Source organism: Paraburkholderia strydomiana (assembly GCF_031456815.1).
Classification (GTDB): domain Bacteria; phylum Pseudomonadota; class Gammaproteobacteria; order Burkholderiales; family Burkholderiaceae; genus Paraburkholderia; species Paraburkholderia caledonica.
This window is the reverse complement of sequence record NZ_JAVDVL010000012.1, coordinates 78,085-100,158: the sequence shown is the minus strand read 5'-3', so window position 1 is coordinate 100,158 and position 22,074 is coordinate 78,085. Positions and strand designations below refer to the sequence as shown.

At 62.8% G+C, this 22,074-nt stretch carries 18 protein-coding genes and 3 pseudogenes; 15 read left to right on the top strand and 6 right to left on the bottom strand.

Features of this window, described 5'->3' with window-relative positions:
• Window positions 1-7 precede the first annotated feature (7 nt).
• Window positions 8-1,702 (bottom strand): ATP-binding domain-containing protein, encoded by a 1,695-nt coding sequence (locus tag J2W46_RS26980; RefSeq protein WP_310071448.1) that lies wholly within the window; start codon window positions 1,700-1,702, stop codon window positions 8-10.
• 191 nt (window positions 1,703-1,893) lie between these two features.
• Here J2W46_RS26980 and J2W46_RS26975 point away from each other — a divergent pair, with 191 nt between their 5' ends.
• The gene (locus J2W46_RS26975) at window positions 1,894-2,520 is read left to right on the top strand and encodes a glutathione S-transferase family protein (RefSeq protein WP_131317578.1); all 627 of its coding nucleotides are present in this window, start codon (window positions 1,894-1,896) and stop codon (window positions 2,518-2,520) included.
• 156 nt (window positions 2,521-2,676) lie between these two features.
• Window positions 2,677-3,285, top strand: coding sequence for a Fur family transcriptional regulator (locus tag J2W46_RS26970; RefSeq protein WP_087754537.1), 609 nt, complete (start codon window positions 2,677-2,679; stop codon window positions 3,283-3,285).
• A gap of 61 nt (window positions 3,286-3,346) precedes the next feature.
• Here J2W46_RS26970 and J2W46_RS26965 read toward each other — a convergent pair whose 3' ends face one another.
• Both J2W46_RS26965 and J2W46_RS26960 read right to left on the bottom strand, forming a co-directional pair.
• Window positions 3,347-3,868 carry a response regulator gene (locus J2W46_RS26965; protein WP_020070360.1) on the bottom strand — a complete coding sequence of 174 codons (522 nt, stop codon included), beginning with the start codon at window positions 3,866-3,868 and terminating at the stop codon, window positions 3,347-3,349.
• Window positions 3,869-4,184: 316 nt separating this feature from the next.
• Window positions 4,185-4,988 carry a TetR/AcrR family transcriptional regulator gene (locus J2W46_RS26960; protein ID WP_310357790.1) on the bottom strand — a complete coding sequence of 268 codons (804 nt, stop codon included), beginning with the start codon at window positions 4,986-4,988 and terminating at the stop codon, window positions 4,185-4,187.
• 74 nt (window positions 4,989-5,062) lie between these two features.
• Here J2W46_RS26960 and J2W46_RS26955 point away from each other — a divergent pair, with 74 nt between their 5' ends.
• The 3 genes from J2W46_RS26955 (at window position 5,063) to J2W46_RS26945 (ending at window position 9,178) form a co-directional block, all read left to right on the top strand.
• Entirely contained in the window at window positions 5,063-6,646 is a 1,584-nt protein-coding gene (locus tag J2W46_RS26955; RefSeq protein ID WP_310357789.1) for an MDR family MFS transporter, read from the top strand.
• 350 nt (window positions 6,647-6,996) lie between these two features.
• Window positions 6,997-8,046 (top strand): hypothetical protein, encoded by a 1,050-nt coding sequence (locus J2W46_RS26950; RefSeq protein WP_310357787.1) that lies wholly within the window; start codon window positions 6,997-6,999, stop codon window positions 8,044-8,046.
• Window positions 8,047-8,104: 58 nt separating this feature from the next.
• Complete coding sequence (locus J2W46_RS26945) at window positions 8,105-9,178, top strand: TAXI family TRAP transporter solute-binding subunit (RefSeq protein WP_310357784.1); 1,074 nt, start codon at window positions 8,105-8,107, stop codon at window positions 9,176-9,178.
• A 52-nt stretch (window positions 9,179-9,230) separates the two neighbouring features.
• Here the strand turns inward: J2W46_RS26945 and J2W46_RS26940 are convergent, their stop codons facing one another.
• Window positions 9,231-10,673 carry an aminotransferase-like domain-containing protein gene (locus J2W46_RS26940; RefSeq protein WP_310357782.1) on the bottom strand — a complete coding sequence of 481 codons (1,443 nt, stop codon included), beginning with the start codon at window positions 10,671-10,673 and terminating at the stop codon, window positions 9,231-9,233.
• A gap of 114 nt (window positions 10,674-10,787) precedes the next feature.
• Between J2W46_RS26940 and J2W46_RS26935 the strand changes: the two genes are divergently transcribed.
• The 7 genes from J2W46_RS26935 to J2W46_RS26905 all read left to right on the top strand — a co-directional run bounded on the left by J2W46_RS26935 (window position 10,788) and on the right by J2W46_RS26905 (window position 17,928).
• Window positions 10,788-11,675 (top strand): DMT family transporter, encoded by an 888-nt coding sequence (locus J2W46_RS26935; protein WP_088176033.1) that lies wholly within the window; start codon window positions 10,788-10,790, stop codon window positions 11,673-11,675.
• Window positions 11,676-11,802: 127 nt separating this feature from the next.
• A complete protein-coding gene (locus J2W46_RS26930; protein WP_310357778.1) occupies window positions 11,803-12,411 on the top strand; it encodes a GNAT family N-acetyltransferase in 609 nt (202 codons plus the stop codon).
• 59 nt (window positions 12,412-12,470) lie between these two features.
• Entirely contained in the window at window positions 12,471-13,328 is an 858-nt protein-coding gene (locus J2W46_RS26925; protein WP_310357776.1) for a MerR family transcriptional regulator, read from the top strand.
• Window positions 13,329-13,487: 159 nt separating this feature from the next.
• Entirely contained in the window at window positions 13,488-15,083 is a 1,596-nt protein-coding gene (locus J2W46_RS26920; RefSeq protein ID WP_310357773.1) for a flavin-containing monooxygenase, read from the top strand.
• Between the two features lie 49 nt (window positions 15,084-15,132).
• On the top strand, window positions 15,133-16,041 hold the full coding sequence (locus tag J2W46_RS26915) for an SDR family NAD(P)-dependent oxidoreductase (protein WP_310357771.1): 909 nt from the start codon (window positions 15,133-15,135) through the stop codon (window positions 16,039-16,041).
• Window positions 16,042-16,111: 70 nt separating this feature from the next.
• On the top strand, window positions 16,112-16,993 hold the full coding sequence (locus tag J2W46_RS26910; protein WP_310357768.1) for a metal-dependent hydrolase: 882 nt from the start codon (window positions 16,112-16,114) through the stop codon (window positions 16,991-16,993).
• A complete protein-coding gene (locus J2W46_RS26905) occupies window positions 16,990-17,928 on the top strand; it encodes an alpha/beta fold hydrolase (protein ID WP_310357765.1) in 939 nt (312 codons plus the stop codon). The genes J2W46_RS26910 and J2W46_RS26905 overlap by 4 nt, the downstream gene beginning before the upstream one ends.
• Here J2W46_RS26905 and J2W46_RS26900 read toward each other — a convergent pair.
• Complete coding sequence (locus J2W46_RS26900; protein WP_027804992.1) at window positions 17,903-18,457, bottom strand: putative glycolipid-binding domain-containing protein; 555 nt, start codon at window positions 18,455-18,457, stop codon at window positions 17,903-17,905. The genes J2W46_RS26905 and J2W46_RS26900 overlap by 26 nt on opposite strands.
• A gap of 247 nt (window positions 18,458-18,704) precedes the next feature.
• Here J2W46_RS26900 and J2W46_RS26895 point away from each other — a divergent pair.
• The 3 pseudogenes from J2W46_RS26895 to J2W46_RS26885 all read left to right on the top strand — a co-directional run.
• Window positions 18,705-19,567 (top strand): annotated as a pseudogene (locus tag J2W46_RS26895) (urea transporter).
• Window positions 19,568-19,621: 54 nt separating this feature from the next.
• A pseudogene (locus J2W46_RS26890) lies at window positions 19,622-20,397 on the top strand (class II aldolase/adducin family protein).
• 104 nt (window positions 20,398-20,501) lie between these two features.
• Window positions 20,502-20,702 (top strand): annotated as a pseudogene (locus tag J2W46_RS26885) (4-oxalocrotonate tautomerase); the annotation flags it as partial.
• 110 nt (window positions 20,703-20,812) lie between these two features.
• Here J2W46_RS26885 and J2W46_RS26880 read toward each other — a convergent pair.
• The gene (locus J2W46_RS26880) at window positions 20,813-22,018 is read right to left on the bottom strand and encodes a porin (protein WP_088175957.1); all 1,206 of its coding nucleotides are present in this window, start codon (window positions 22,016-22,018) and stop codon (window positions 20,813-20,815) included.
• Window positions 22,019-22,074 lie beyond the last annotated feature (56 nt).

The following is a 22,074-nucleotide window of genomic DNA, read 5'->3' as shown; positions in this document are numbered from 1 at the left end:
GCGCGCGTCAGGCTTCGCGCGCTTCCTTGTTCTCCTTTCTCTCCTTGCCGTCGCGCAAATGCAGATACTGGGCCGCGCGCTGCGAAGCGACGATGATGAGCTTCATTGTTGCCCGCGTGGCGCCGACAAACAGTTTGCGTGCGATACGTTCGTCGAATGCATTGAAGTCGACTTCAGTGAGAATCACGCAAGGCGCCGCCTGCCCCTTGAAACGGTAGATCGATTCGAACAGAACGTCGCCGTCGCGATATTCTGGATTGCCAAACAAATCATATTTCCCGGTAAAACTGCGCAGCCGATGCGGGCCGAGATGATCCTGCGCGGTCATCGCCGAGCCTTCGCGTCCGCGAAACGACAGCACCGCGATGTCCTGCTTGCGAAAGCCAAGCGACAGCGCCTGGGTGATTGCGCGCTTGGTCGCTTCGATGCTGCCCTCGGCGGCGTTCGCTTCGTCGTAGACCGACAGCGAAATGTCGGACCCGTCGAATGGACTACCCGACGCGAGCGCCGCCGCAACAGGCACCGCTGCGCCGACCACGTCACGCACGTAGTCGAGAATGTCGCGCGGGCTTCGGTAGTTGGTGGTCTCTTTCAGCGTGGTCCAGCCTGGCAGCGCCACCGGTTCACGCATATAGAGATTCTGCAGCGGATCTTCGAGCCACCACCACGCGCCGCCCGGGCTCAGCAGGCGTTCGAGTGCGGCGACCCACGGCTCCTGAAAATCCTGGCCTTCGTCGACGATCAGCACGTCGAATTGCCAGCGCGCGTCGATCGGAGTTTCCGCAAACATCGCTTCGAGTTGATCGAACACCTGGCCTGACTCGAAATCGGGCTCGCGGCCCGCATCGCGTGCAATCCAGTCGCACAGTTGATGATAGTTCGCGACCTTCGCCTCGGGCGGTGCCACGCGCGAGATATGGTCGGCCAACGGCCGGTTGAAGCACACATATAGCGGACGCTGGCCGCGCGCGACGGCGTCTTTCATTACCTGCACCGCCAGTTGCGTCTTGCCGGAGCCGGCCGTGCCGATCACGCGCAGGCGAAACGGCGAGAATTCGAGCCGCCGCGCCCACGTCGCAAGACCGCCTGCGAGCCGTGTGACGAGCGTGCCCGCCTGGCCGACGAGAGCACTTGCGTCGGGGGTAAGCGCGAGTTCATCGGCGAGGAAGTGGTGGATTTTCGACGCGCATGGCAGGCGCGGCTCATCGGCCGGCAGCGCTTCGCGAATCACTGCGGCGAGCCGGTCGCGGCGCGTCGCATCGACGATCCGGGCGGGATTCACGCCTGCAATCGCGGCGTCCTTCACGATATGGTCGGGGCAATACAGCAATTCTTCGATGAAATAGGTGCCCGCGCCGAACGCGGCGGTAAAGCGCCGGTGCAACCCTTCGATGGTATGCGCGAGCGCGATCGCTACGTTGCGCTCGGTCTGCAGATAAACCTTGACGAGCCCCTTCGGGGTTTCGCGCAGGAAGCCCGTTTTCTGTTCGACGATCATCACGCGCCCGGCCGGACTGACGATCACAAAATCGGCCTCGCCGAAGACGGAAAAGTTCTGGTTGAGCCGCGTCCAGTGCACGCCGTGATAGACCGTGTAATCGTCGGGGAGCGCCTGCTCCAGCAATGCGAGCGTTTCCCGCTCACGCGACGCCGCGCCGGTGGCGGCGAGGCTCTTCCAGTCGTCGGGGACAATGCGGGCCATGCGGTGCCTCGTCGTATTTCGGTGCGCTCATTGTACGCAACGCATCGAGCAGCCGGCGCTCCGGCGTTCCGTTGAGAGATGGCCGCATCGCCGCGCACGCATCCAAACGTATGCGCATCGTGTATCGTTACTGGTTGAACGCCGAGCGCGATGCACGGCTTGCCAACTGTCGACAAAAAAGGATTAACCGGATGATTACGATCTGGGGACGCACGAATTCAGTCAACGTGCAAAAAGTCTTGTGGTGCTGCGATGAACTGGTGCTGCCGTACGAGCGCATCGACGCGGGCATGCAATTCGGCCGCAACAACGAGCCGGCGTACCTTTCAATGAACCCGACCGGCAAGATTCCCACGCTGGTCGACGACGACTTCGAACTGTGGGAATCGAATTCGATACTGCGTTATCTCGCGCTGCAGTACGGCGCGGGCAGTCCGCTGTATCCCGCCGAACCGCGGCTACGTGCGAGCATCGACCGCTGGCTGGACTGGTCGCTGTCCACCTTGCAACCGGCCGAGCGGCCGGTGTTCTGGACGCTCGTGCGCACGCCACCCGAACAGCGCGACGCGGCCAGACTCGCCGAAGACATCCGCAATGTCACCGCGCTGTGGCAAATGCTCGACACGCATCTGCAGGGACGCTTCTTCCTTGAAAGCGACAAGTTTACGCTGGCCGATATCGTGATCGGCGCGTATGCAAAACGCTGGTTCGGCCTGGACGGCGTGGAGCGTCCGCCGTTGCCCAACCTGGAGCGCTGGTATTCGCGCATTGCGACCCGCCCGGGCTTCAAGAAATACGTCGACTTCCCGCTCACGTGAACCAGGGCGGCGAGCGGTGCGCAATCCGCGGAGCCGTGGGGCCGGTCGCCGTCGCCGGGCATGCGCGGCATAACCGTGTCCGGCGCGGCGACTCACGCCGACGCGGCAACAGGTTGGCAACAGGCGCTGGCCCTGGTTGGCCTTTATAATCGACGCATGAAGAACGCCAAGTCCGCCGCTACCGCCGCAAACCCAGCCAGTCCCGCGCGCACGGAGAAAGCCGCAGCTTCCGCGGATGCCGTTGCGCAAGCGCCGGGGCACACGCACGGCGACTCGCCCGAAGCCGCGCTGGCTCTCGCGGAAGAGTATTGCCGTGAACGCGGCGAGAAGCTCACGCCGATTCGCCGCAAAGTGCTCGAATTGCTGCTGAACTCTGGACGCGCGACCAAGGCGTACTCGCTGCTCGACGACATGCGCCAGATTCATCCGGGATCTGCGCCGCCCACGGTTTATCGTGCGCTCGACTTCCTGCTGTCGGCAGGTCTCGTGCATCGGATCGAATCGATCAATGCATTTACGGTGTGCCACGATCTGACGCAATGCCAGCACGGCATTCTGGTGGTTTGTCAGCAGTGCGGCAACGTCACCGAACTGCATCAGCCGAAGCTGCGTCAGGCGCTCGTCGCGCAAATCGAAGATGCGGGTTACCGGATCGCAAGCGACGAAATCGAATTGAAGGGATTGTGCTCTGCATGTCAGGCGGCAGAGGCGGCCGCGGCGGCTGCGCCGAAGACGGGATCGACGGCGCCCGTTGCGGCTAAATAGCGGCAATGTGTTGCGCTTGCGGCGCAAAGCCTTTCACGCTTCGCGCCGCGTTGTGACCCGCTCAGCGGGCCCCGCGTGCACCGATGGCGTCGTGCAGCAGAGTCACCAGTTCTTCCGGTAACGCCGGTTTGGTCATGAAGTGCTGGAAGCCTTCGCCGATACTTCGCAAACGGTAGGCGTCGTCGGTATGTCCCGTCAGCGCCACCGCTACCGAAGGCGCGTGATCGCCGCGAATCTCGTGATCACGCAGCCGCTGGATCAGATAGAAGCCGTCCATGGCGGGCAGTTCGAGGTCGCATACCACCGCATCCGGCAGCAGCCGGACGGCCGCTTCGACGCCCTCTTCCGCATCCGCCACGGCAACGACGTTTGCCCCTTCCGCTTCCAGCAACAAGGTCAGCGATTCCCGGCTGTCCGGGTCGTCTTCTACGAGCACGATCGTGGCCTGATCGAGTCTCAATGCACCGTTCATTTTATGTTGTTGCTCTAAAAATCCGGTCAGGCCGTCAGGCTTGGCCAATGTGTCGCCCTGCTGGGAGGGTTGCTTGCCGCCGATTTGCGCGGCCGCGAAATTGCTGTTCATGGTTCCGACTCGAATTCATGTGCCGAGTTGCATAAAAGGCCCACGATTGTAGACATGGCCCCCTGCAACGCGCGCACAGTAACGCGCCAAAATTGCACGCCAATGAAAAAACGGCTCCCGGCGTCCGGGGCCGACACCCGATTCGCCGCGACGGCATTGGCGATTGATTGCTTTCTTGCCGCCGCGGCGTCTTTTCGTCATTCCTGCCGATTTCTTCTGCGACGCCCGCAGCCCCGTTGCCCGGCGTTCGCATTTACCCCACTGGTAGCACGTTATGTGCCGCGCATCGCCAGACATGCAGCAAGTAGTTGCATGGTTAACCAATTTTCTTCGGACTAATCCCCTGCACGAGAAGCGCCACCGCGTGGCGGGCAATCTCGTCGCCGCCAATCAGGCGACGTTTGGGATCGCGGCGCCACAGCTTCGACGTGGCCAGCGGCAATAGCGTCAGCCCGAGCAGCGTGACGAACATCAGCGATGGCTCGAGCGCCGGATTCAAACGCCCTTCCTTCTGCCATCGCTCAATAGTGGCAAGCGACGTCTTCTGATTTGCGTCGCCGGAACGCTCCTGCATGCGCTGACGCAGCAGGCCGCTATCGCTGATGACTTCGCGCACCCACAGCGATGGAAACCACGGTCGCTCGACCGCAGCCTGCACCATGCGCTGTGCGAGCTGCGTGATCGCCGCGACGGGATCGTCGGCATGCTCCTGGAACGGCACGCCGAGACTCGCGCGCAACGGGCCGAAGCGCTCTTCGATGAGCACGTCGAGCAGCTGCTCACGCGTCTTGAAGTAGTAATGCATCATGGCCGGCGTAAAGCCCGCCTCGCGGGCAATCTCGCCGAGCGTCGTATCGACGATGCCTTGCCGCGCGAAAAGCTCGAGCGCCGCGTCGAGCAGACGAGTGCGCTGCTCCGCACCGCGCGAAGCGCCCGGCGGTCTGCCAGGCCGTCTTGAAGATGCGCCCTCTGACGCGGTTTTTGCCGGGGCGCCTGTCGCGGGATCTGCGGCAACCGCCGCCGTCTGCCCCGCGCGCTTGCGCGCTTTCGCCGCCGAGCCGCTACCGCCGGAAGCCTTCGCGCCGCTCGTCTTCTTACCAACTGATGGAGTTCTTGCCATTGCACTCGTTTGACGGGCGATAGAATGTCGCATATATTAATCTTCGAGTTAATTAATTTCAAGGCACTAATGCCATGCAACAGCCCACACAACAAGCCGTGCTCGCCCAGCCGCAGCGATTGCTGAACGACGGCCCGCAGGCCGCTGTGACGCGACACGAGCCGGCTTCGGACCATTCGGTTGAACGAGCCGCCGACCACCCGCCGATTCGCCTTCTGTTCCCCGCGCTGTTGCTGGTCATGCTGCTCGCCGCGCTTGATCAGACGATAGTGTCGACCGCCCTCCCGACGATTGTCGGCGAACTGGGTGGACTCAATAACCTGTCGTGGGTCGTCACAGCCTATCTGCTCAGCTCGACGATCGTCGTGCCGCTGTACGGCAAGTTCGGCGATCAGTTCGGCCGCAAGATCGTGCTCCAGACGGCGATCGTGCTCTTTCTCGTCGGTTCCGCGCTGTGCGGCATAGCGCAAGACATGACCCAGTTGATCGTGCTGCGGGCATTGCAAGGGCTCGGCGGCGGCGGTCTGCTCGTCGTGACAATGGCCGCAATCGCCGACGTCATTCCGCCCGCGCAACGTGGCCGCTATCAAGGCGTGTTCGGCGGCGTATTCGGTCTCGCGACGGTAGTCGGTCCGCTGCTCGGCGGCTTTCTTGTCGAGCACCTTACGTGGCGCTGGATTTTCTATATCAACCTGCCGCTCGGCATCGTCTCGCTGGCTGTGATCGGCGCGGTCTTCAAGCCGCGTCTGCATCACGTCAAGCACACCATCGACTATATGGGCGCTGCGTTTCTTGCAGGCGCACTCACCTGCATCATTCTGTTCACGAGCCAGGGCGGCACGATCTTGCCGTGGTCGTCGCCGCAATTGTGGATCACGCTCGGCATGGGGCTCGTCGCGATCTGGGGCTTCATCCACGAAGAACGCAGTGCGGCTGAACCGATCATGCCGCTCGAACTTTTCAGGCAGCGCACGTTTTTACTGAGCAGTCTGATCGGCTTCATCGTGGGCGTGTCGATGTTCGGCTCCGTCACGTTTTTGCCTCTCTATCTGCAAGTGGTCAAAGGCTCCACGCCGACGGAAGCCGGCATGCAGATGCTGCCGATGATGGGCGGCCTCTTCGTCATGTCGATGGTGACAGGTCGTCTGATCAGCAAAATTGGCCGTTATCGCATGTTCCCTATTGCGGGCACCTTGCTGGTCGCGATCGCCATGATGCTGCTCGCGCGCCTGCAGATCGACACACCGATTCATGTGATGTATCTCGACATGGGCGTGCTCGGCTGCGGTCTCGGCATGGTGATGCAAGTGCTCATTCTCGCCGTGCAGAACACCGTCGAATTCAAGCACATGGGTGTGGCCACATCGGGCGCCACGTTGTTTCGCTCGATTGGCGGATCGATCGGTGTGGCCGCGTTCGGTGCCGTGTTCTCCAACGGCCTTGCCGCGCGGCTCGAAAAGCTGATCCCGCCGGACACGGAATTGCCGCACGCACTCGGACCCGCCGCGATCCGCCATTTGCCTGACGCATTGCGCGCCGACTATTTACAGGCATTTGCCGGTGCGTTGCATACCGTGTATCTCTCCGCGGCGTGTGTCGTTTTGATCGCATTCGTGCTCGCGTGGCTGCTGAAGGACCATCCGTTGCGTGAGCATTGAACCATCGCACTTCGTCGGGCGCGTCATGGGAATATTGATTGCATGCGCCCGAAATTCGTCTGCGAAATGCGCGCCCTACCATAAAAAGAATCGCGCGCGTTCGTCCTCATGATGTGCACGATCATTCGTCCTACCTGGTAATGTGCGGTAGCGCACACAACATAGGGTCGATCGTCCATTGACGTCCGCTTCGAAACGCCACATATTGAAAACGACGGCGCGCGGGCCTCGCTTGCCCGCTCGGACTCTCTGGCGCATGTAGATCGTGGTTTCCGCGGACACTCATACCGCTTCAAGCGCGATCGGAAGCATGCCGTAACGGCATTGTTTTCCTCAGTTGGAGCCATAGCATGTCCACTCAGACCTTAGCCGGCGATCGCTTTCCGACGCCATGCAAACAATGTGGCGGAGCCCTCTACCGGCGAGTGGATCATTGCCCGTATTGCGGCTCGGTTCATCCGCTCGATGCCGACGCACGCGCACCTGTGCGCAGCGCGCTGCACGAGAGTCGAGCCAGCACGCTGAGCATGTCGATGTTGAACGACGGTTTCGGCGCGCCGGCGCTCAACGAGCCCGACTTCCCCGGCGGCGCCCTTCATGCCGGCCTCAACCTCGCTCCGGCAGGCGCGCTTCAGGCGTCGTCATCGTCGCTGCTTTCGCCCGAGACGCCGCTGTTGCCCGTTGCCGATCCTGCCGAACTGCCCCATCGCGCGGGTCTGCATATGCGCCACGCGGTACTCGCGACCGCGACCATTGTCGCCGCGGGCCTGGCGTATGTCGGCTACGCGCTATTCAACGACAGCCGCGACCTGCATTCCGGCAACGGCGAGCAATCCGCAGAAACCGCCCGCGACGCCAGAACGACGACGGGGACCATCGCGCGATACTCGCCCGGTCAGGCAGCCGACTCGCGCCTCGCGGCGATGCCCGGCAAATCTGCTGGCACAGAAGGCGTGCGAAACACCGTACAGGCAATACCGGCCACTGTACCGATCGCGGTGGTTTCAGCGAAAACGGCCACACCGCAATTCCACGACGGCGCGCAAGCACTGCGGGCGGCCCGCACCGCATTGCGCGCCAACGATCTGAGCGCGGCACAAGCGGCCCTGGTCGCAGCGCAATCGCTGCAACCCGAGAGCAGCGACGCGCAAAGTCTCGCCGCCGAATTGAAGCCGTTGACCGCGCGCCGCGACGCCGCGTTGCTGGCGGCGCAGATGTGCGCCGATCATCAAACATGGCCGTGCGCACGAGAGCATGCGAACGAGGCGCTGGCGCTAGACACCGGCAGCGACACGGCAAAGACGATCCTCGAGCGTGTGATTCGCGAAACCGGCTGGGCACCGCTCAGTACCCAGACAACGAGCAATGCCAGGCTGCCGCGGCAGCCGGCCGTCCAATAGTTCGGACACCGAATCTAATGGCTGGAAAATTGCCAACCCGACCCGATAGGTGCAGACCATGCTAAAGAGATTTCTGACGGGATGGCTGGGAGCGATGCTGCTGATCACGTCTTCGCTGCTGAGTGCCGAACCCGCGCACTACAAGATCGTCACGGGCCCCGAACGCGGCACCTACATTCAGATCGGTCAGGACCTGTCGAAATGGGTCGCGCAGCCGGCGGGCATCGACCTCGCCGTGGTCGCGTCGAAAGGGTCTGCCGAGAACGTACAGCGCATGCGCTTCGAGCCGGGCGTGAAACTCGCGCTGGTGCAGTCCGACGTGTATCAGGCGTACATCGACATGGCCAACTCGGGCAATCCCGACGCCGGTACCGCGATCCGCCCGCTGCGCCTCATCATGCCGCTCTACGACGAAGAAATTAACGTCGTGGTGCGCGCGGATTCGCCGCTCAAAAGTCTAGGCGACATCAGGGACAAGACCATCAGCGTCGGCCTGCTCGGCAGCGGGACCGCGCAATCGGCGACTACCCTGTATCGCCTTATGTTCGGTCAGCCTATTCCCGAACAGAACATCCAGCACCTGAGCAACGAAGATGCACTTGCCGCATTGATCGTCAAGAAAGTGGACGTTGCGATCATCGTGGTCGGCCAGCCGGCAAAACTGTTCAACGATATGAACCCGGAACTGCTGCAGCAGATCCGTCTGCTGAAAGCCGAGCCCACGGCACCCGAAACCGTCCGTGCGAAGCAGACCTATTTCCCCGCCACGATCCGCGCGAGCAGCTACCCGAACTGGCTGAAAGAAGACGTGCCCACGCTGACGGTCAAGGCCTTCCTCGTCACCTATGACTACGGTCTGCGCGATACCGTCGGCAATCTGAATCATTTTGCCGACTCGCTATGCGCGAACTTCGACAATCTGCAGGAGCATGGGCATCCGAAATGGAAGCAGGTCAAGCTGGAATTGCCCAGCCTCGTGCGCGGTTGGAAATATTACCCGCCTGTAGAGAAGCATTTACGCGCGTGCCTCGCGAGCCGCAGTGCAGGCATCAACGCGGCCGCGGCTCAGGTCTCCGAAAAACCGCGTAGCAACTGTACGAATCAGGAGCGCCTGCTTCTGCTGTGCAAGTAGTAATGCATGCGAATGCGGAGCGCCACTGCATCTGTGAGCGCTCCTGCCGCGATCACGCCCGCTTGCGCTCGCCGGATGCGGCAGCGCTCTCCATCGCGCGCTGCAAGGCCTCATACACTTTCGGCCGGTTGCATTGCGAGACGTTAAAGCGCAGGTAACCGGTCGCCGATTGCGAGACGCTGAATACATTGCCCGGTGCGAACACGACATCTGCGCCTAGCGCATGGCGCGCGATGTCGGCGGCGTCGAGCGAATCGGGCAAACGCGCCCACACGAACATGCCCGCACGCGGCTGCGTCCATACGTCGAGGCCCGCGTAGTTGAGGCGGCGCATGGTTTCGCCCATCGCGTCCGCGAGCTTCGCGCGCATCGACTCGAGATGACGCCGGTAAGTACCGTCCACCAGCAACCGATGCACGACGCTCGCCGCGAGTTGCCCATTGCCGAACGACGTGGCGAGTTTCAGGTCGATCAGCGGCTCGATCCATTCGGCGCGCGCGGCGATGTAGCCGCAACGCGCCGCCGCGGAAAGCGTCTTCGAAAAGCTGCCGATCGACACCACGCGCGTGAGCCCGTCAAAGGCGGCAAGCCGCGGCGCGGGTTCGTCTTCGAAGTCCGCGAAGATATCGTCCTCGACGACGATCAGTCCGTGTTCGCCGGCGAGCTTGAGCAACCGATGCGCGACCGCCGGCGCGAGCGTCGCGCCGGTGGGGTTATGAATCGCGGAGTTAGTCACATAGAGCCGCGGACGATACTCGACCAGCGCCCGCTCGAAGGCCGCGAGGTCCGGACCCGACGGCGTATAAGGCACGCCGACGATGCGCGCGCGATGCGCCCGCAACAGCGCCTGGAAGTTGAAATAGCACGGGTCATCGATCAGAACCGTGTCCCCCGGTTCGAGCAGAAAACGGCACACCAGATCGAGCGCGTGCGTGCCGCCGTCGGTGAGGACGATCTGTTCGGGCGGCGCTTCCACGCCGTGCTGCGCGAGCCGCCAGGCAAGCTGCTGACGCAGCGCGGGCAGGCCATACGGGTTCGCATAGTCGGCGAGCGGCGACTGCGGATCGCGCGCTATGGCCCGCAACGCGCGACGCACGCCGTCCTCGGGCAGCCAGGAGGCCGGCATCCAGCCGCAACCCGGCTTCAGCACCTTGGAGCCGGGTTGTAGCGACTGGCGAGTGAGCCATAACGGATCGACCTCGCGATCGAGGCGCGGCCCGAGATCGGCGAGCGCGAGCGGCGGCGCATGGCCTGACACGAAAAATCCCGAGCCGCGCCGGGCCACGATCGCGCCTTCGGCAACGAGCCGGTCATACGCCTCAACCACCGTCGACTTCGACACACCGAGCGTTTCAGTCATGACGCGGATCGACGGCACGCGCGCGCCGGGCATCAGCGAGCGACTCGCAATGCGTTCGCGCAGATTGTCCATGACGATGCCTACACGCGTTCCTTGCGATTTCCCGAGTGCTCGCATCTGCCCACCTTGCTCCATCTGTACTGCTCCTTCGTCGGTACAGTTTGCACGAATTGTACTGATCCGTAGCTTAACCTTTTCGCGATGAAAGCGGATGCTATACGCTTCATTCCAATACGCGTGGACCTCTAGATGGACAAGACAACGAATGGCTGGCTGAGCGGGCTCATAGGCGTGCTGATTTTCAGCGGCTCGCTGCCGGCCACGCGCATCGCCGTGCAAGGGCTCGATCCGGTGTTCCTGACGGTGGCGCGCGCGACCATCGCGGGCACGCTCGGTCTGTTGCTGCTGCTCGTGTTCCGCGAGGCGCGTCCCGCGCGGCGCGATATGGTTCCGCTCGTAATCGTCGCGCTCGGCGTGGTGGTCGGTTTTCCGCTTCTGACCGCACTTGCGCTGCGCCACGTGAGTTCCGCACACGCGATCGTGTTCGTCGGACTGCTGCCGCTTGCAACCGCGATCTTCGGCGTGCTGCGCGGCGGCGAACGTCCGCAAGCGGCCTTCTGGTTTTTCTCGGCGCTCGGCAGCGGCGCGGTGGTCGCGTTCGCGATGCGCCACGGTCTCGATGCGTCTCCGGTGGGCGACGCGTTGATGCTCGCCGCAATCGTCGTGTGCGGGCTGGGCTATGCGGAAGGCGCGCGGCTATCGCGGCATCTCGGCGGCTGGCAGGTTATTTCGTGGGCGCTGGTGCTGTCGCTTCCGCTGATGTTGCCGCTCGCATGGTGGACCCGCCCGGCTTCTTTCGAGGGCGTCAGCCACGCAGCGCTTTGGGGGCTTGCGTATGTGTCGCTGTTCAGCATGCTGATCGGCTTTGTATTCTGGTATCGCGGCCTCGCACTTGGCGGCATCGCAGGAGTCGGACAGTTGCAACTGCTGCAGCCGTTTTTCGGCCTGGTGCTGGCGGGGTTGTTGCTGCACGAACAGGTGCCCCCCTCGATGATCGCGGTCACCGTCGCAGTGGTGGCGTGCGTGGCCGGCGCCCGGCACTTCTCCAAAGCGACGCCGACGCGCCGCACGGCCTGACCAGGCGCCGAGTCGTCACGCAACGATTTTTGTCCGGCTTCAAATTTGCGCGCGCGGCGGGCATAGTCAAACGTATCCTCCGAAGAAGAGACACGACAGGCCGGACCCGGCCGCACCAGGACCACGTATGACCACAGCCCGCCCAGCATCCGGCGCCCCGGACGCAACCGCTGCAAGCGCCGCAACCGCTGATTCGACCGGCAGCGACCCGCTTATCCGCGACGCAACCGAAGCCGACCTGCCCGCCATTCAGGCCATTTACGCGCATCATGTGTTGACCGGCGTCGCGTCGTTCGAGGAAGTGCCGCCATCCGTGGACGATCTGCGCATGCGGCTCGCGTCGGTGCGCAGCCATGGACTGCCGTACATGGTCGCCGAGATTGGCGGAGAGGTCGCGGGCTACTGCTACGCGACGCCGTACCGCCCTCGCGCGGCGTACAGGAACACCATCGAAGATTCGATCTATGTGAGCGACGCCTATCGCGGACGAGGCCTCGGGCGCGTGCTGCTACAGGCGCTGATCGACCGATGCGAAACCGGGCCATGGCGCCAGATGGTCGCCGTGATCGCGGACGGCGGCAGCGGCGGATCACTGTCGCTGCATAAGCAGTTGGGTTTCGAGTTGACCGGCACGTTGAGGGCAGTCGGTTTCAAACATGGCAGATGGCTCGACACCACGCTGATGCAGCGGACTTTGGGTGCGGGCGCTTCGACGCCGCCTGACTACGAAACCTGAAGCCGCAACCCGAGCGTCGTGCTGGTCCGCCTCCATACAGCGGGGGTAAAATTCCGGGCATGCCTAACACGCCGCCCGCCACGCCGCCCTCCACCTCGCCGCCGTCCTCGTCCGGCGCCTCGGACACGTCCGCAGGCGCCGCGCCTCGCAACGAGTACACCGTCGACGAACTCGCGCGCGTCAGCGACACAACGGTGCGAAACGTGCGGGCGTATCAGGACCGCGGTCTTCTCGCGCCACCGGAAAAGCGCGGCAGAGTGGGCGTATATAACAACGCTCACGTGTCGCGTCTGAAGCTGATCAATCATCTGCTCTCTCGCGGCTACACGCTCGCGAACATCCACGATCTGATCAAGGCCGTGGACGAAGGCCACGATCTTCGCTCCATTCTGGGCCTCGAAACCGCGATCGGCGGGCGCTGGTCGCGCGAACATCCAAAGAAGTATTCGTTGGTCGAACTGCTGCAAATGTTCGGCGACAAAGCGTCGCCGAGCGCGCTCGCGAAAGCGGTCGATCTTGGCCTGCTGGAACGCGAGGGCCTGTCGTTCGTGTCGGGCAGCCCCACTGCACTCGCCGCTGGCGCCACGCTCGCGAAAGAAGGCATTCCGCTGGCCGATCTGCTCGACGCCGTCGGCGTCGCCCGCCCGCATTTCAGCGCGATTGCCCACGCACTGGTCGATCTGGTGGTCCGTCAACTGGACCGCTACGATCCGGACGCGCTGCCGCCGCCCGCCGACGTGCCGGCCCTCGTGGATGCGATCTGGCGCGTGCGGCCGCTCGCTATGGTGCTCGTCGAAAGCGAGATGAATCGAGCGCTTGAAGAGGCCTCCGGCGACTACCTCGGCGATCGCGTCGCGGCCATCATGGAAAAGAAACTGGCGCGCTCCGCCGGTCAACCGAAGCGGCCAAAGAAATAGTCCGAGGCGCCGCTCGACGCTTCGTCAGCAATGGCCTGAGTCCCCGCCTTTCCAACCTAGAGTTTCGCGTCTAGACGTGCTCTTGCGTCGTCCGTCCTTCCGCCCTATCGTTACATCAATAAATGTAACAGTTATCAGCGTAATAAGGAGGCGATCCGGATGAACGCACGCATGCCACACGACGCCGCGGGCCACGGCGCGTTCGCGCCTATCGAGACGGACATCGCCATTATCGGGACCGGCTTTGCGGGGCTGGGCATGGCGATTCGCTTGCGGCAATCCGGCTTCACCGACTTTATCGTTGCAGAAAAGGCCGAGTCGGTCGGCGGCACATGGCGCGACAACCACTACCCGGGCTGCGCGTGCGACGTGCAATCGCACGTCTATTCGTTTTCGTTCGCGCCGAATCCGCGCTGGACCCGCATGTTCGCGCGTCAGCCGGAAATCCGCGCATATCTCGTGGAATGCACGCGACGCTTCGGCGTGGAGCGTTATCTGCGCTTTGGCCATGAACTCGTGAGCGCGGTCTACGACGACACGCGCCACCGCTGGCAACTGCGTTTCGCCAACGGGCAACAGTGGTCCGCGCGCGTACTTATCCCTGCGATGGGCGGCCTGTCGCGCGCGGCGATACCCGACATTCCCGGCATTGAACGATTCAAGGGAAAGGCATTTCACTCGCAGCACTGGGATCACGCCTATCCGCTCGAAGGCAAGCGCGTCGCCGTGATCGGCACCGGCGCCAGCGCGATCCAGTTCGTGCCGCAAATCGCATCTCGCGTCGCGCATCTCGATGTGTTCCAGCGTACGCCGCCATGGATCATGCCGAAGGCCGACCGCGCGGTGCGACCGTTCGAGCAGTGGCTTTTCAGGCACGTGCCCTTCACGCAAAAGATCATGCGTTCGGCGCTCTACTGCATGCTCGAATCGCGCGCGCTCGGCTTCGCGATCCATCCCTCGCTAATGAAGACCGCGCAGAAAGTCGCCCAGCGGCATTTACGTCGCCAGGTGCCCGACCCGAAATTGCGCGCGACGCTCACGCCGAATTACACAATGGGCTGCAAGCGCATTCTGATCTCGAACGACTACTTACCTGCTTTATCGCGGGCGAACGTAACGGTGACGACGAGCGCTATCGAGCGCATCGACGAAGACGCGGTCATCACGAGCGACGGCGTGCGTCATCCGGTCGACTGTCTGATCTTCGGCACCGGGTTCCAGGTCGCCGATCCGTTCGCGCGAGGTGTGGTGCGGGGACGCGACGGCGTAGACATCGTCGATACGTGGCGTGACGGCGCGCATGCCTATCTCGGCACGGCATTGCCTGGTTATCCCAACTTTTTCATGATCGTGGGTCCGAACACGGGACTCGGCCATAACTCGATGGTGTTCATGATCGAGTCGCAAGTCGAGTACATTTTGCGCGCACTGAAAACCATGCGCAGTGAGCGAGCCGAGGCGATTGAAGTGCGCCCGCAGGTGGAGCGTGCGTACAACGAAAAGATCCAGCACAAACTCGGCCGCGCAATCTGGTCGACGGGCGGCTGCAAGAGCTGGTATCTCGATCCGGGAACCGGCAGGAACACCACGCTGTGGCCGGGGTTCGCGTACAAATTCCGCCAGGCCACCAGCATCTTCAGTATGGACGATTACTTCGCTTTCACGTCAGCGCCCGGGACAACGATCGCGCACACTGCCTCGCCGCACAGCGTGCACGGCAGCGCGCAGGCTGCCGCGTCGGCTGACGTCACCTGAAACACACATAACGACAACGCACATTCAGAGAGGACGGGAGATAAAACCAATGAAGCATTTCAACGACAAAGTCGCTGCGATCACAGGCGCGGGTTCCGGCATGGGTCGCTCGCTCGCGATCCGGCTCGCGCGAGAAGGCTGCCACCTGGCCCTTGCCGATCGCAACGCGACGAGCCTCGATGAGACCGCTCGACTTGCGCAAGCCGCCGCGCCGCATATCGTCGGCGCGCCGCTGCTGATCACCACCGCTGTGTTCGATGTCTCCGACCGAGCTGCAATGTTCGCGTGGGCTGCGGAAACCGTCGAGCAGCATAGGCGCGTGAACCTCGTGTTCAACAACGCAGGCGTCGCTCTGTCCAGTACGATTGAAGGCATGGAATACGCGGATCTGGAGTGGATCGTCGGCATCAACTTCTGGGGCGTCGTGCATGGCACCAAGGCGTTTCTGCCGCATTTGAAGGCGTCGGGCGAAGGTCATATCGTCAACACGTCGAGTGTATTCGGCCTTTTCGCTCAGCCTGGCATGAGCGGCTACAACGCGACGAAGTTCGCGGTCCGCGGCTTCACCGAGGCACTGCGCCAGGAACTCGATCTGATGAAATGCGGCGTGTCGGCTACCTGCGTGCATCCGGGCGGCATCCGTACAGGCATCGCCCAGTCGAGCCGCATTGCGCCGAACATGGTCGGCTTCATGGTGGAGAACGAGCAGCAAGGCAAGGACGATTTCGAGAAGTTCTTCATCACCACCGCCGACGAAGCCGCCCGTACGATTCTCGACGGCGTGCGCAGGAACAAGCGGCGCGTGCTGATCGGCCGCGATGCACGTGCCGCCGACTGGCTCGCGCGCACGTTGCCCGCCGCTTACCAGGCACTTGTCGTGCTGCAAACGCGGCGCATGAAGCGCAGTGCGGAGAAACGCGCCCGGCGCGCGGCGCAACTTGCCGGCAGGCGCGCTTGATGGTGCGCGCCCGATGGCACGCAACTGACAGCACCATCCAGACGCTCATAGAATCACGAGGAGAAAGGCCATGATGCCCGTTCGCCGCGACTTACGCTTCAACCTCCCGCAGGACCGTGCGTGCGACTGGCACGCGCAAGGCTCGCATGTGACACACTTCTTCAACGCGCTTTCGCTGCTCTTTCCCGCCGGCGAGCGCTTCTTCATGGACAGCGTGCGCAACTATCGCGATCAGATTGACGACCCGGTGCTGAAAAAGCAGGTACTCGGTTTTATCGGCCAGGAAGCGATGCATACGCGCGAGCACGTCGAATACAACGATCTGCTGGAACAAGCCGGTTTGCCCGCGCATAAGCTCGACAAACGGCTGTGGGCGATTCTCAACTTCGGCCGCAAGGTGCTGCCGCATTCGTATCAATTGGCCGTCACCGTGTGCCTCGAACATTACACGGCCATGCTCGCGGGCTTGCTGCTCGAGGACGCGTCACGCATCGAAGGTTCGGTCAACGGTTACGCGCAAATGTGGACGTGGCACGCACTCGAAGAAACCGAGCACAAAGCCGTTTCCTACGACGTGTGGAATACGGTACTCCAGCCTGGACTCGGGCGTTATCTGTTACGTACAGGCGTTATGCTCGCCACCACCATCACCTTCTGGCTGATCGTGTTCGACTTTCATGCGCGTCTGCTGATTGCAGACCGCAAACGCGGCGGTCATCTGCGCGGCATGTGGCGCGTCGTGAAATACCTGTACGGCCGGCGTCATGGCGTCTTTCCCCGTATAGCCGCTGAATGGCTGAGCTTTTTCAGGCCCGGCTTTCATCCGTGGGATCACGACAATCGCGCTCAACTTGCGCGGATCGACGGCCTCGTAGCGGCGGTGGACGCCTCGAACGCGGCCGCCCCGAATTCGCGTAGAGCAGCACGGCGCGGCGCGCAGGCGGCCGCGTGATACGCGACACGTTGCCGGTGGATGCCGGCGACGTGCGGCTTGCGGCCTACGTGAGCGGCCCGCGTGACGCGCCGCCGATCGTGCTGGTGCACGGCTATCCGGACTCGGCCGCCGTATGGGAACCGGTGCGCGTGCAACTCGAATCGCGCTACCGCGTCATAAGCTACGACGTGCGTGGCGCCGGCGCATCGGAAGCGCCGGCCGCACGCGACGGATACCGTATTGAACGACTCGCCGCCGATCTCTGCGCAGTCGTGAACGCCACCTGCGGCCAGCAGCCCTTTCATCTGGTCGGCCACGACTGGGGTTCGATTCAAAGCTGGGAAGCCGTAACCGACCCGCAGTTCAAAGGACGCATCAGGTCGTTTACCTCTATCTCGGGCCCGTGCCTCGATTACGCCTCGGTCGCGTTGCGCAGCGCGCGTGCCACTCACACAAAACATAGGATGGCGAAGCAATCGCCGCGCTTCAGCATTCGTCAATTGCTCAGATCCTGGTACATCTTCTTTTTTCATTTGCCGTGGCTGCCGGAACTGGTGTGGCGCCTGGGCGGAGTGCGCTTGTGGCCGCTGTGGCTACGAATCACGGAACGCATTGACGCGTCGCGTGACCCAACGCAGATGCGTAACACGATCAACGGACTGAACCTCTATCGCGCGAATTTCATCGACAAACTCCTGCATCCGCGCGCGCGCCACGTGCACGTGCCCGTTCAGTTCATCGTGCCGTTGCATGACCGCTATGTCGGGCCCGAATTGTCGGTGGGCCAGGAAGCCTGGCTGGGACCCTATGACCGCGTCGAACTCGACGCAGGTCATTGGGTGGTGCTGCGCGAGTCGCAACTAGTTGCGGCACACATAGAACGCTTTGTGGCGCGACATCTGGCAGAGCCGGGTGGCCCAGTCGCGCTCAACGCTCGCGCGGCAGGCGAGTGAATAGCGTCGGATAGTCAATGACAAGGCCGTCGTCGTCGACTTTCATATTCGCTGTGAAGTCGCGGAATATGCCTTCATAGCGGTACTCGCGATTCAATTCGATGCACGAATACGCCTGCTCGACACGCGTGACCTGCAAGTCCGGTGTGGAAATGTACGCGACCTGTATAGGTCGACGCTCACCTTGCGTGAGTTGCAGCCGGCGAATCGGCAACGTATTAGTGAACGGCGTGGCGGCAATGTCGATATCAATGCATCCTTCAATCGCGCTCAACAGAAGGCCGTGCCCATCGCGCCAGTTGCCCTCGCCGTCGCCGTGCAGTTCCAGTTCTCCGCCGCCCACGATCTTCAGCCATGCGTAACGCGTGCGCCATTGCGCATCGCAGCGCACTTTGTAGTGCAACCCGTAAGCCTTGCCGTAGCGCTGCCCGACCACGACGCTTTCCACTTCGAAGCCGTCGTCGCGTGCGTCGAACGACAGGTGTTCGATTCCCTCGGCCTCTTGCGATGCCCACCGTACTTCCCGCATCAGATCGCCTCCTATGATGAAACGCGCAGCAAGCGCGTCGCGCTTCATATCGTAGCGCGAACGCGGGGCGCTCGTCGATGTGCGTGCCTACCGACACATTGTGCGGATGCTTTGCAAATAGCCACTATCAATGCGCGGGCATGCACACAGCCGCGCGAGTGCCCTATCCTCGCGTTTCGCAACTGTTCGCCGCCGGCGCGCCATTCGATTTCAGATGCGCGCCGCCGAACGCTCATCGACCGATACCATGCATGCCGCCGCGACCGAAGCGCATTCCGCCGCCTTGCGCACCCTGCTGCGCAGCTTTGGGCAGATCGTGCTCCAGGCGAACGCATTCACAGGGGCGTGCCTCGTTGCGGGCTGGCTGCTTTGCGACCCGCGCCTTGCCTGTGCTGCCTTGATCGGTGCAGTCGCGGCCAACGTGAGCGCGATGCTGGCCGCTCACTCCCACGACGACCTGCGCGCTGGCCTGTACGGCTTTAACGGCGCATTGGCGGGACTCGCCGCGTTCAGCTTCATCGCCGACAATGCGACGGCGGCCGCCATCGCGATTCTCGCAGCCACGAGAACGGCATGGCTTCACGAACCGTGGTCACGATGGCTGCGCGCGCGCCAATTGAGCTACTTCTCCAGCCCGTGCCTGATCGTCACGTGGCTCTGGATGCCGATCGCTGCAAGCGGACCCGAGCCGGCGCGTCTCGCAGCAACTCCTACGCTCGACCCGGCGCAGTTCGGCGGCGGCGTGCTCGCCGGTCTCGCGCAAACCGGCTTCGCCTCGGGCGCAATGGCCGGTGCATTCGTGTGCTCGGGATCGCGGCGGCATCGGCACGGCATGCGCTGTACGCGTTGACGGGCGCGGCGCTCGCAAGCAGCCTGCATGTTCTGCTGGGCGCGGGGGCGAGCTCGTTCGACGCAGGCCTGCTAGGATTCAACGGCGCCCTTACCGCGATCGCGCTGACCGATTGCGGTGTCTTGTGGATGCTCGGCGGCGTGGCGATCTCAGTGGCTTTGCAAGCGGCGGCGGCTCACGTCGGCTTCGCCGCGCTAAGCGCGCCTTTCGTCGTCGCAACGTGGAGCGTGCAATGGCTGAGGCAGCAGGCTGTTCGCTGAGACTCCGCCTGTCAGGCAAGATCGGGGAATACCAGACAACCTCAGGAGAGATGTATGTCTTTCATCCACACACCCGCAGGCCGCATTGAGCAATCCGGGCCGACTTCGCAAGCCGAGCGGCAAACTCGCGTCGACCTGGCCGCCGCGTATCGCCTCGTCGCGCTCAACGGTTGGGACGACCTGATCTATACGCACATCTCCGCGAGCGTTCCGGACGAGCCGGGCCACTTTCTGATCAATCCATTCGGTCTCGCGTTCGACGAGGTGCGCGCGTCGAATCTCGTGAAGATCGACATCGACGGCAATATTGTCGGTGCGAGCGAACATGTGGTGACGTAACCGGCTTTGCCATTCACGCCGCCGTGCATGCGGCGCGCGCAGACGCGTTCTGCGTCATGCATTTGCACAGTACAGCAGGCGTGGCCGTGTCGGCACAGCCTGCGGGTTTGCTGCCCGCGTCACAACACGCGCTGCGTTTCTATCGTCAGCTCGCTTATCACGACTATGACGGCCTCGCCTTTGCGCCGGCGGAGAGCCGGCGCCTCGTGGAGCATCTGGCGGACAAGCCGGCCATGCTGCTGCGCAATCACGGCCCGCTGACCGTGGGCCGCACCGTCGCCGAAGCGTATGTGCTGATGGCCACGTTGCTTAAAGCGTGCGAGATCCAGTTGCAGGCGCAAGCATGCGGCGCCCCGCTTGTCGTGCCTGACGACGCGGTCGCCACGCGCACAGCCGAGCAACTCTATGACGGCGGCGCAGTGGAAGGAACACTGGAATGGCCTGCGTTGCTGCGCAAGCTGGACCGGCTGGACCCGACTTATCGCGACTGACGGGCGACTGACGGGCAATTAGTACCTGAATTACCCTGACCATACCGCGCAATGACTACCGCAATTGCTTATGCGGCGCGTGATATCAATTAGATTCTCAACGGAGCCGAACCATGCCCACGTTTCGTATCGAACTGTTCGAAGGCCGCTCGCTGGAACAGAAACGCCAATTCGTCGAAGCAATCACGAAAGCGACTTGCGAATCGCTCGGCGTCGAGCCGAATTCGGTCGACATCATTCTTACCGACGTGAAGCGCGAAAATTGGGCAACAGGAGGACGCTTGTGGTCCGACAGCGGAAGCTGAATTGAAACGCTGCGCGCGTGGTGCGCGCAGCGGTTTTATTGCTCAGCGACGCATGAATTAAATGCGCCGCTGTGGCGGCGTAACAACACGCCGCCGCTACCCTGGAGCCATTAGAAGCGGTGAATGATGCCCACGCCGCCTGCAACCTGGCTGCGCGACGAAGACGGCGCGCTGTTCTGACCGTCGCCGATATCGGCCGTCGCGTTGATGATGCTCACGCCGTTGTTGCCGATCGTCTTGCCGTTCGCACGCTGAAACGCTTCCACCGCATACAGACCGGTACGCTTGGAGAGGCTGTAGTACTGCGACAGGTTGAACTGGTGATAGCTAGCTGCGCTCGAAATGCCATTCGATTCCGTCGCACGCGTGTAGCTGTAGCCGGCTGCCAGATCCAGTGCACCGACCGGCTTGAAGTGCAGCACTGCGCCACCCGTGTTGAACGTCGCCTGATGACGGAAACTCGAATTCACACCCGGGACGTATTGCACGTTCGAGTACGAGAACGACACGTCCCATTGCGAGCTGAACGCGTAGCCGCCGGTAACCGCGACGCGCTGCTGAGCCTGCGCCGTGCGGTAACCGTTGGTGATGCCGGACAGACCCGGGCCGGTCGTCGCGCCGTTGTTCGACGTAGTCGAGTCCGGGCCCCACAGACCGCCGCCAGGCGTCGAGTTGTTGATGCGCTGGAAGCCTGCTGCGATACCGAACGGACCGTTCAGGTACTGCACCGCGGCGCTCCACGTCGAGCCGGCGTTGAAGCTGCCCGGCACGCCGCCCAGCGAGTACGAACCGCTCACCGTCAGACCGTGCATGTTCGGCGACGTGTACACGAGGGAGTTATTCGCGCGATAGATCGTATCCAGCGAATCGAGATCGCCCGGGTGCGCGCCGTAAGCACCCGTCAGCCACGTAGTCGGGCTATACGGCGACAGCAGCGTGTAGTACGACGTGTACTGACGGCCAGCCGTCAGCGTACCGTACGTGGGATTCGTCACACCGATCCATGCCTGGCGGCTGAAGCCGAGGCCGTTCACGCTCTGTGCACCGGTTGCGCTGTTAAAGCCCTGCTCCAACTGGAAAATGGCCTTCGTGCCGCCGCCAAGATCCTCGCTACCCTTCAGGCCGAAGCGGCTACCCGCCCAGATGCCGTTGTTCATCTTGACAACCGAGCGGCCGCCCGAAGTCGAGCCGAGCGTCGTCGAGCTGCTTTGGTAGCCGATCCCCGTGTCGACGATACCGTACAACGTCACGCTGCTCTGAGCGTGTGCGCCAAGGGCGAACAGGCCAAGGGCGGAGGTTGCTAGTGCCTTTTTCATTTATGCTCCTCTTTAAAAAATTGTTCTTGACTACCGGTCATTGTCTGAACCGCGCA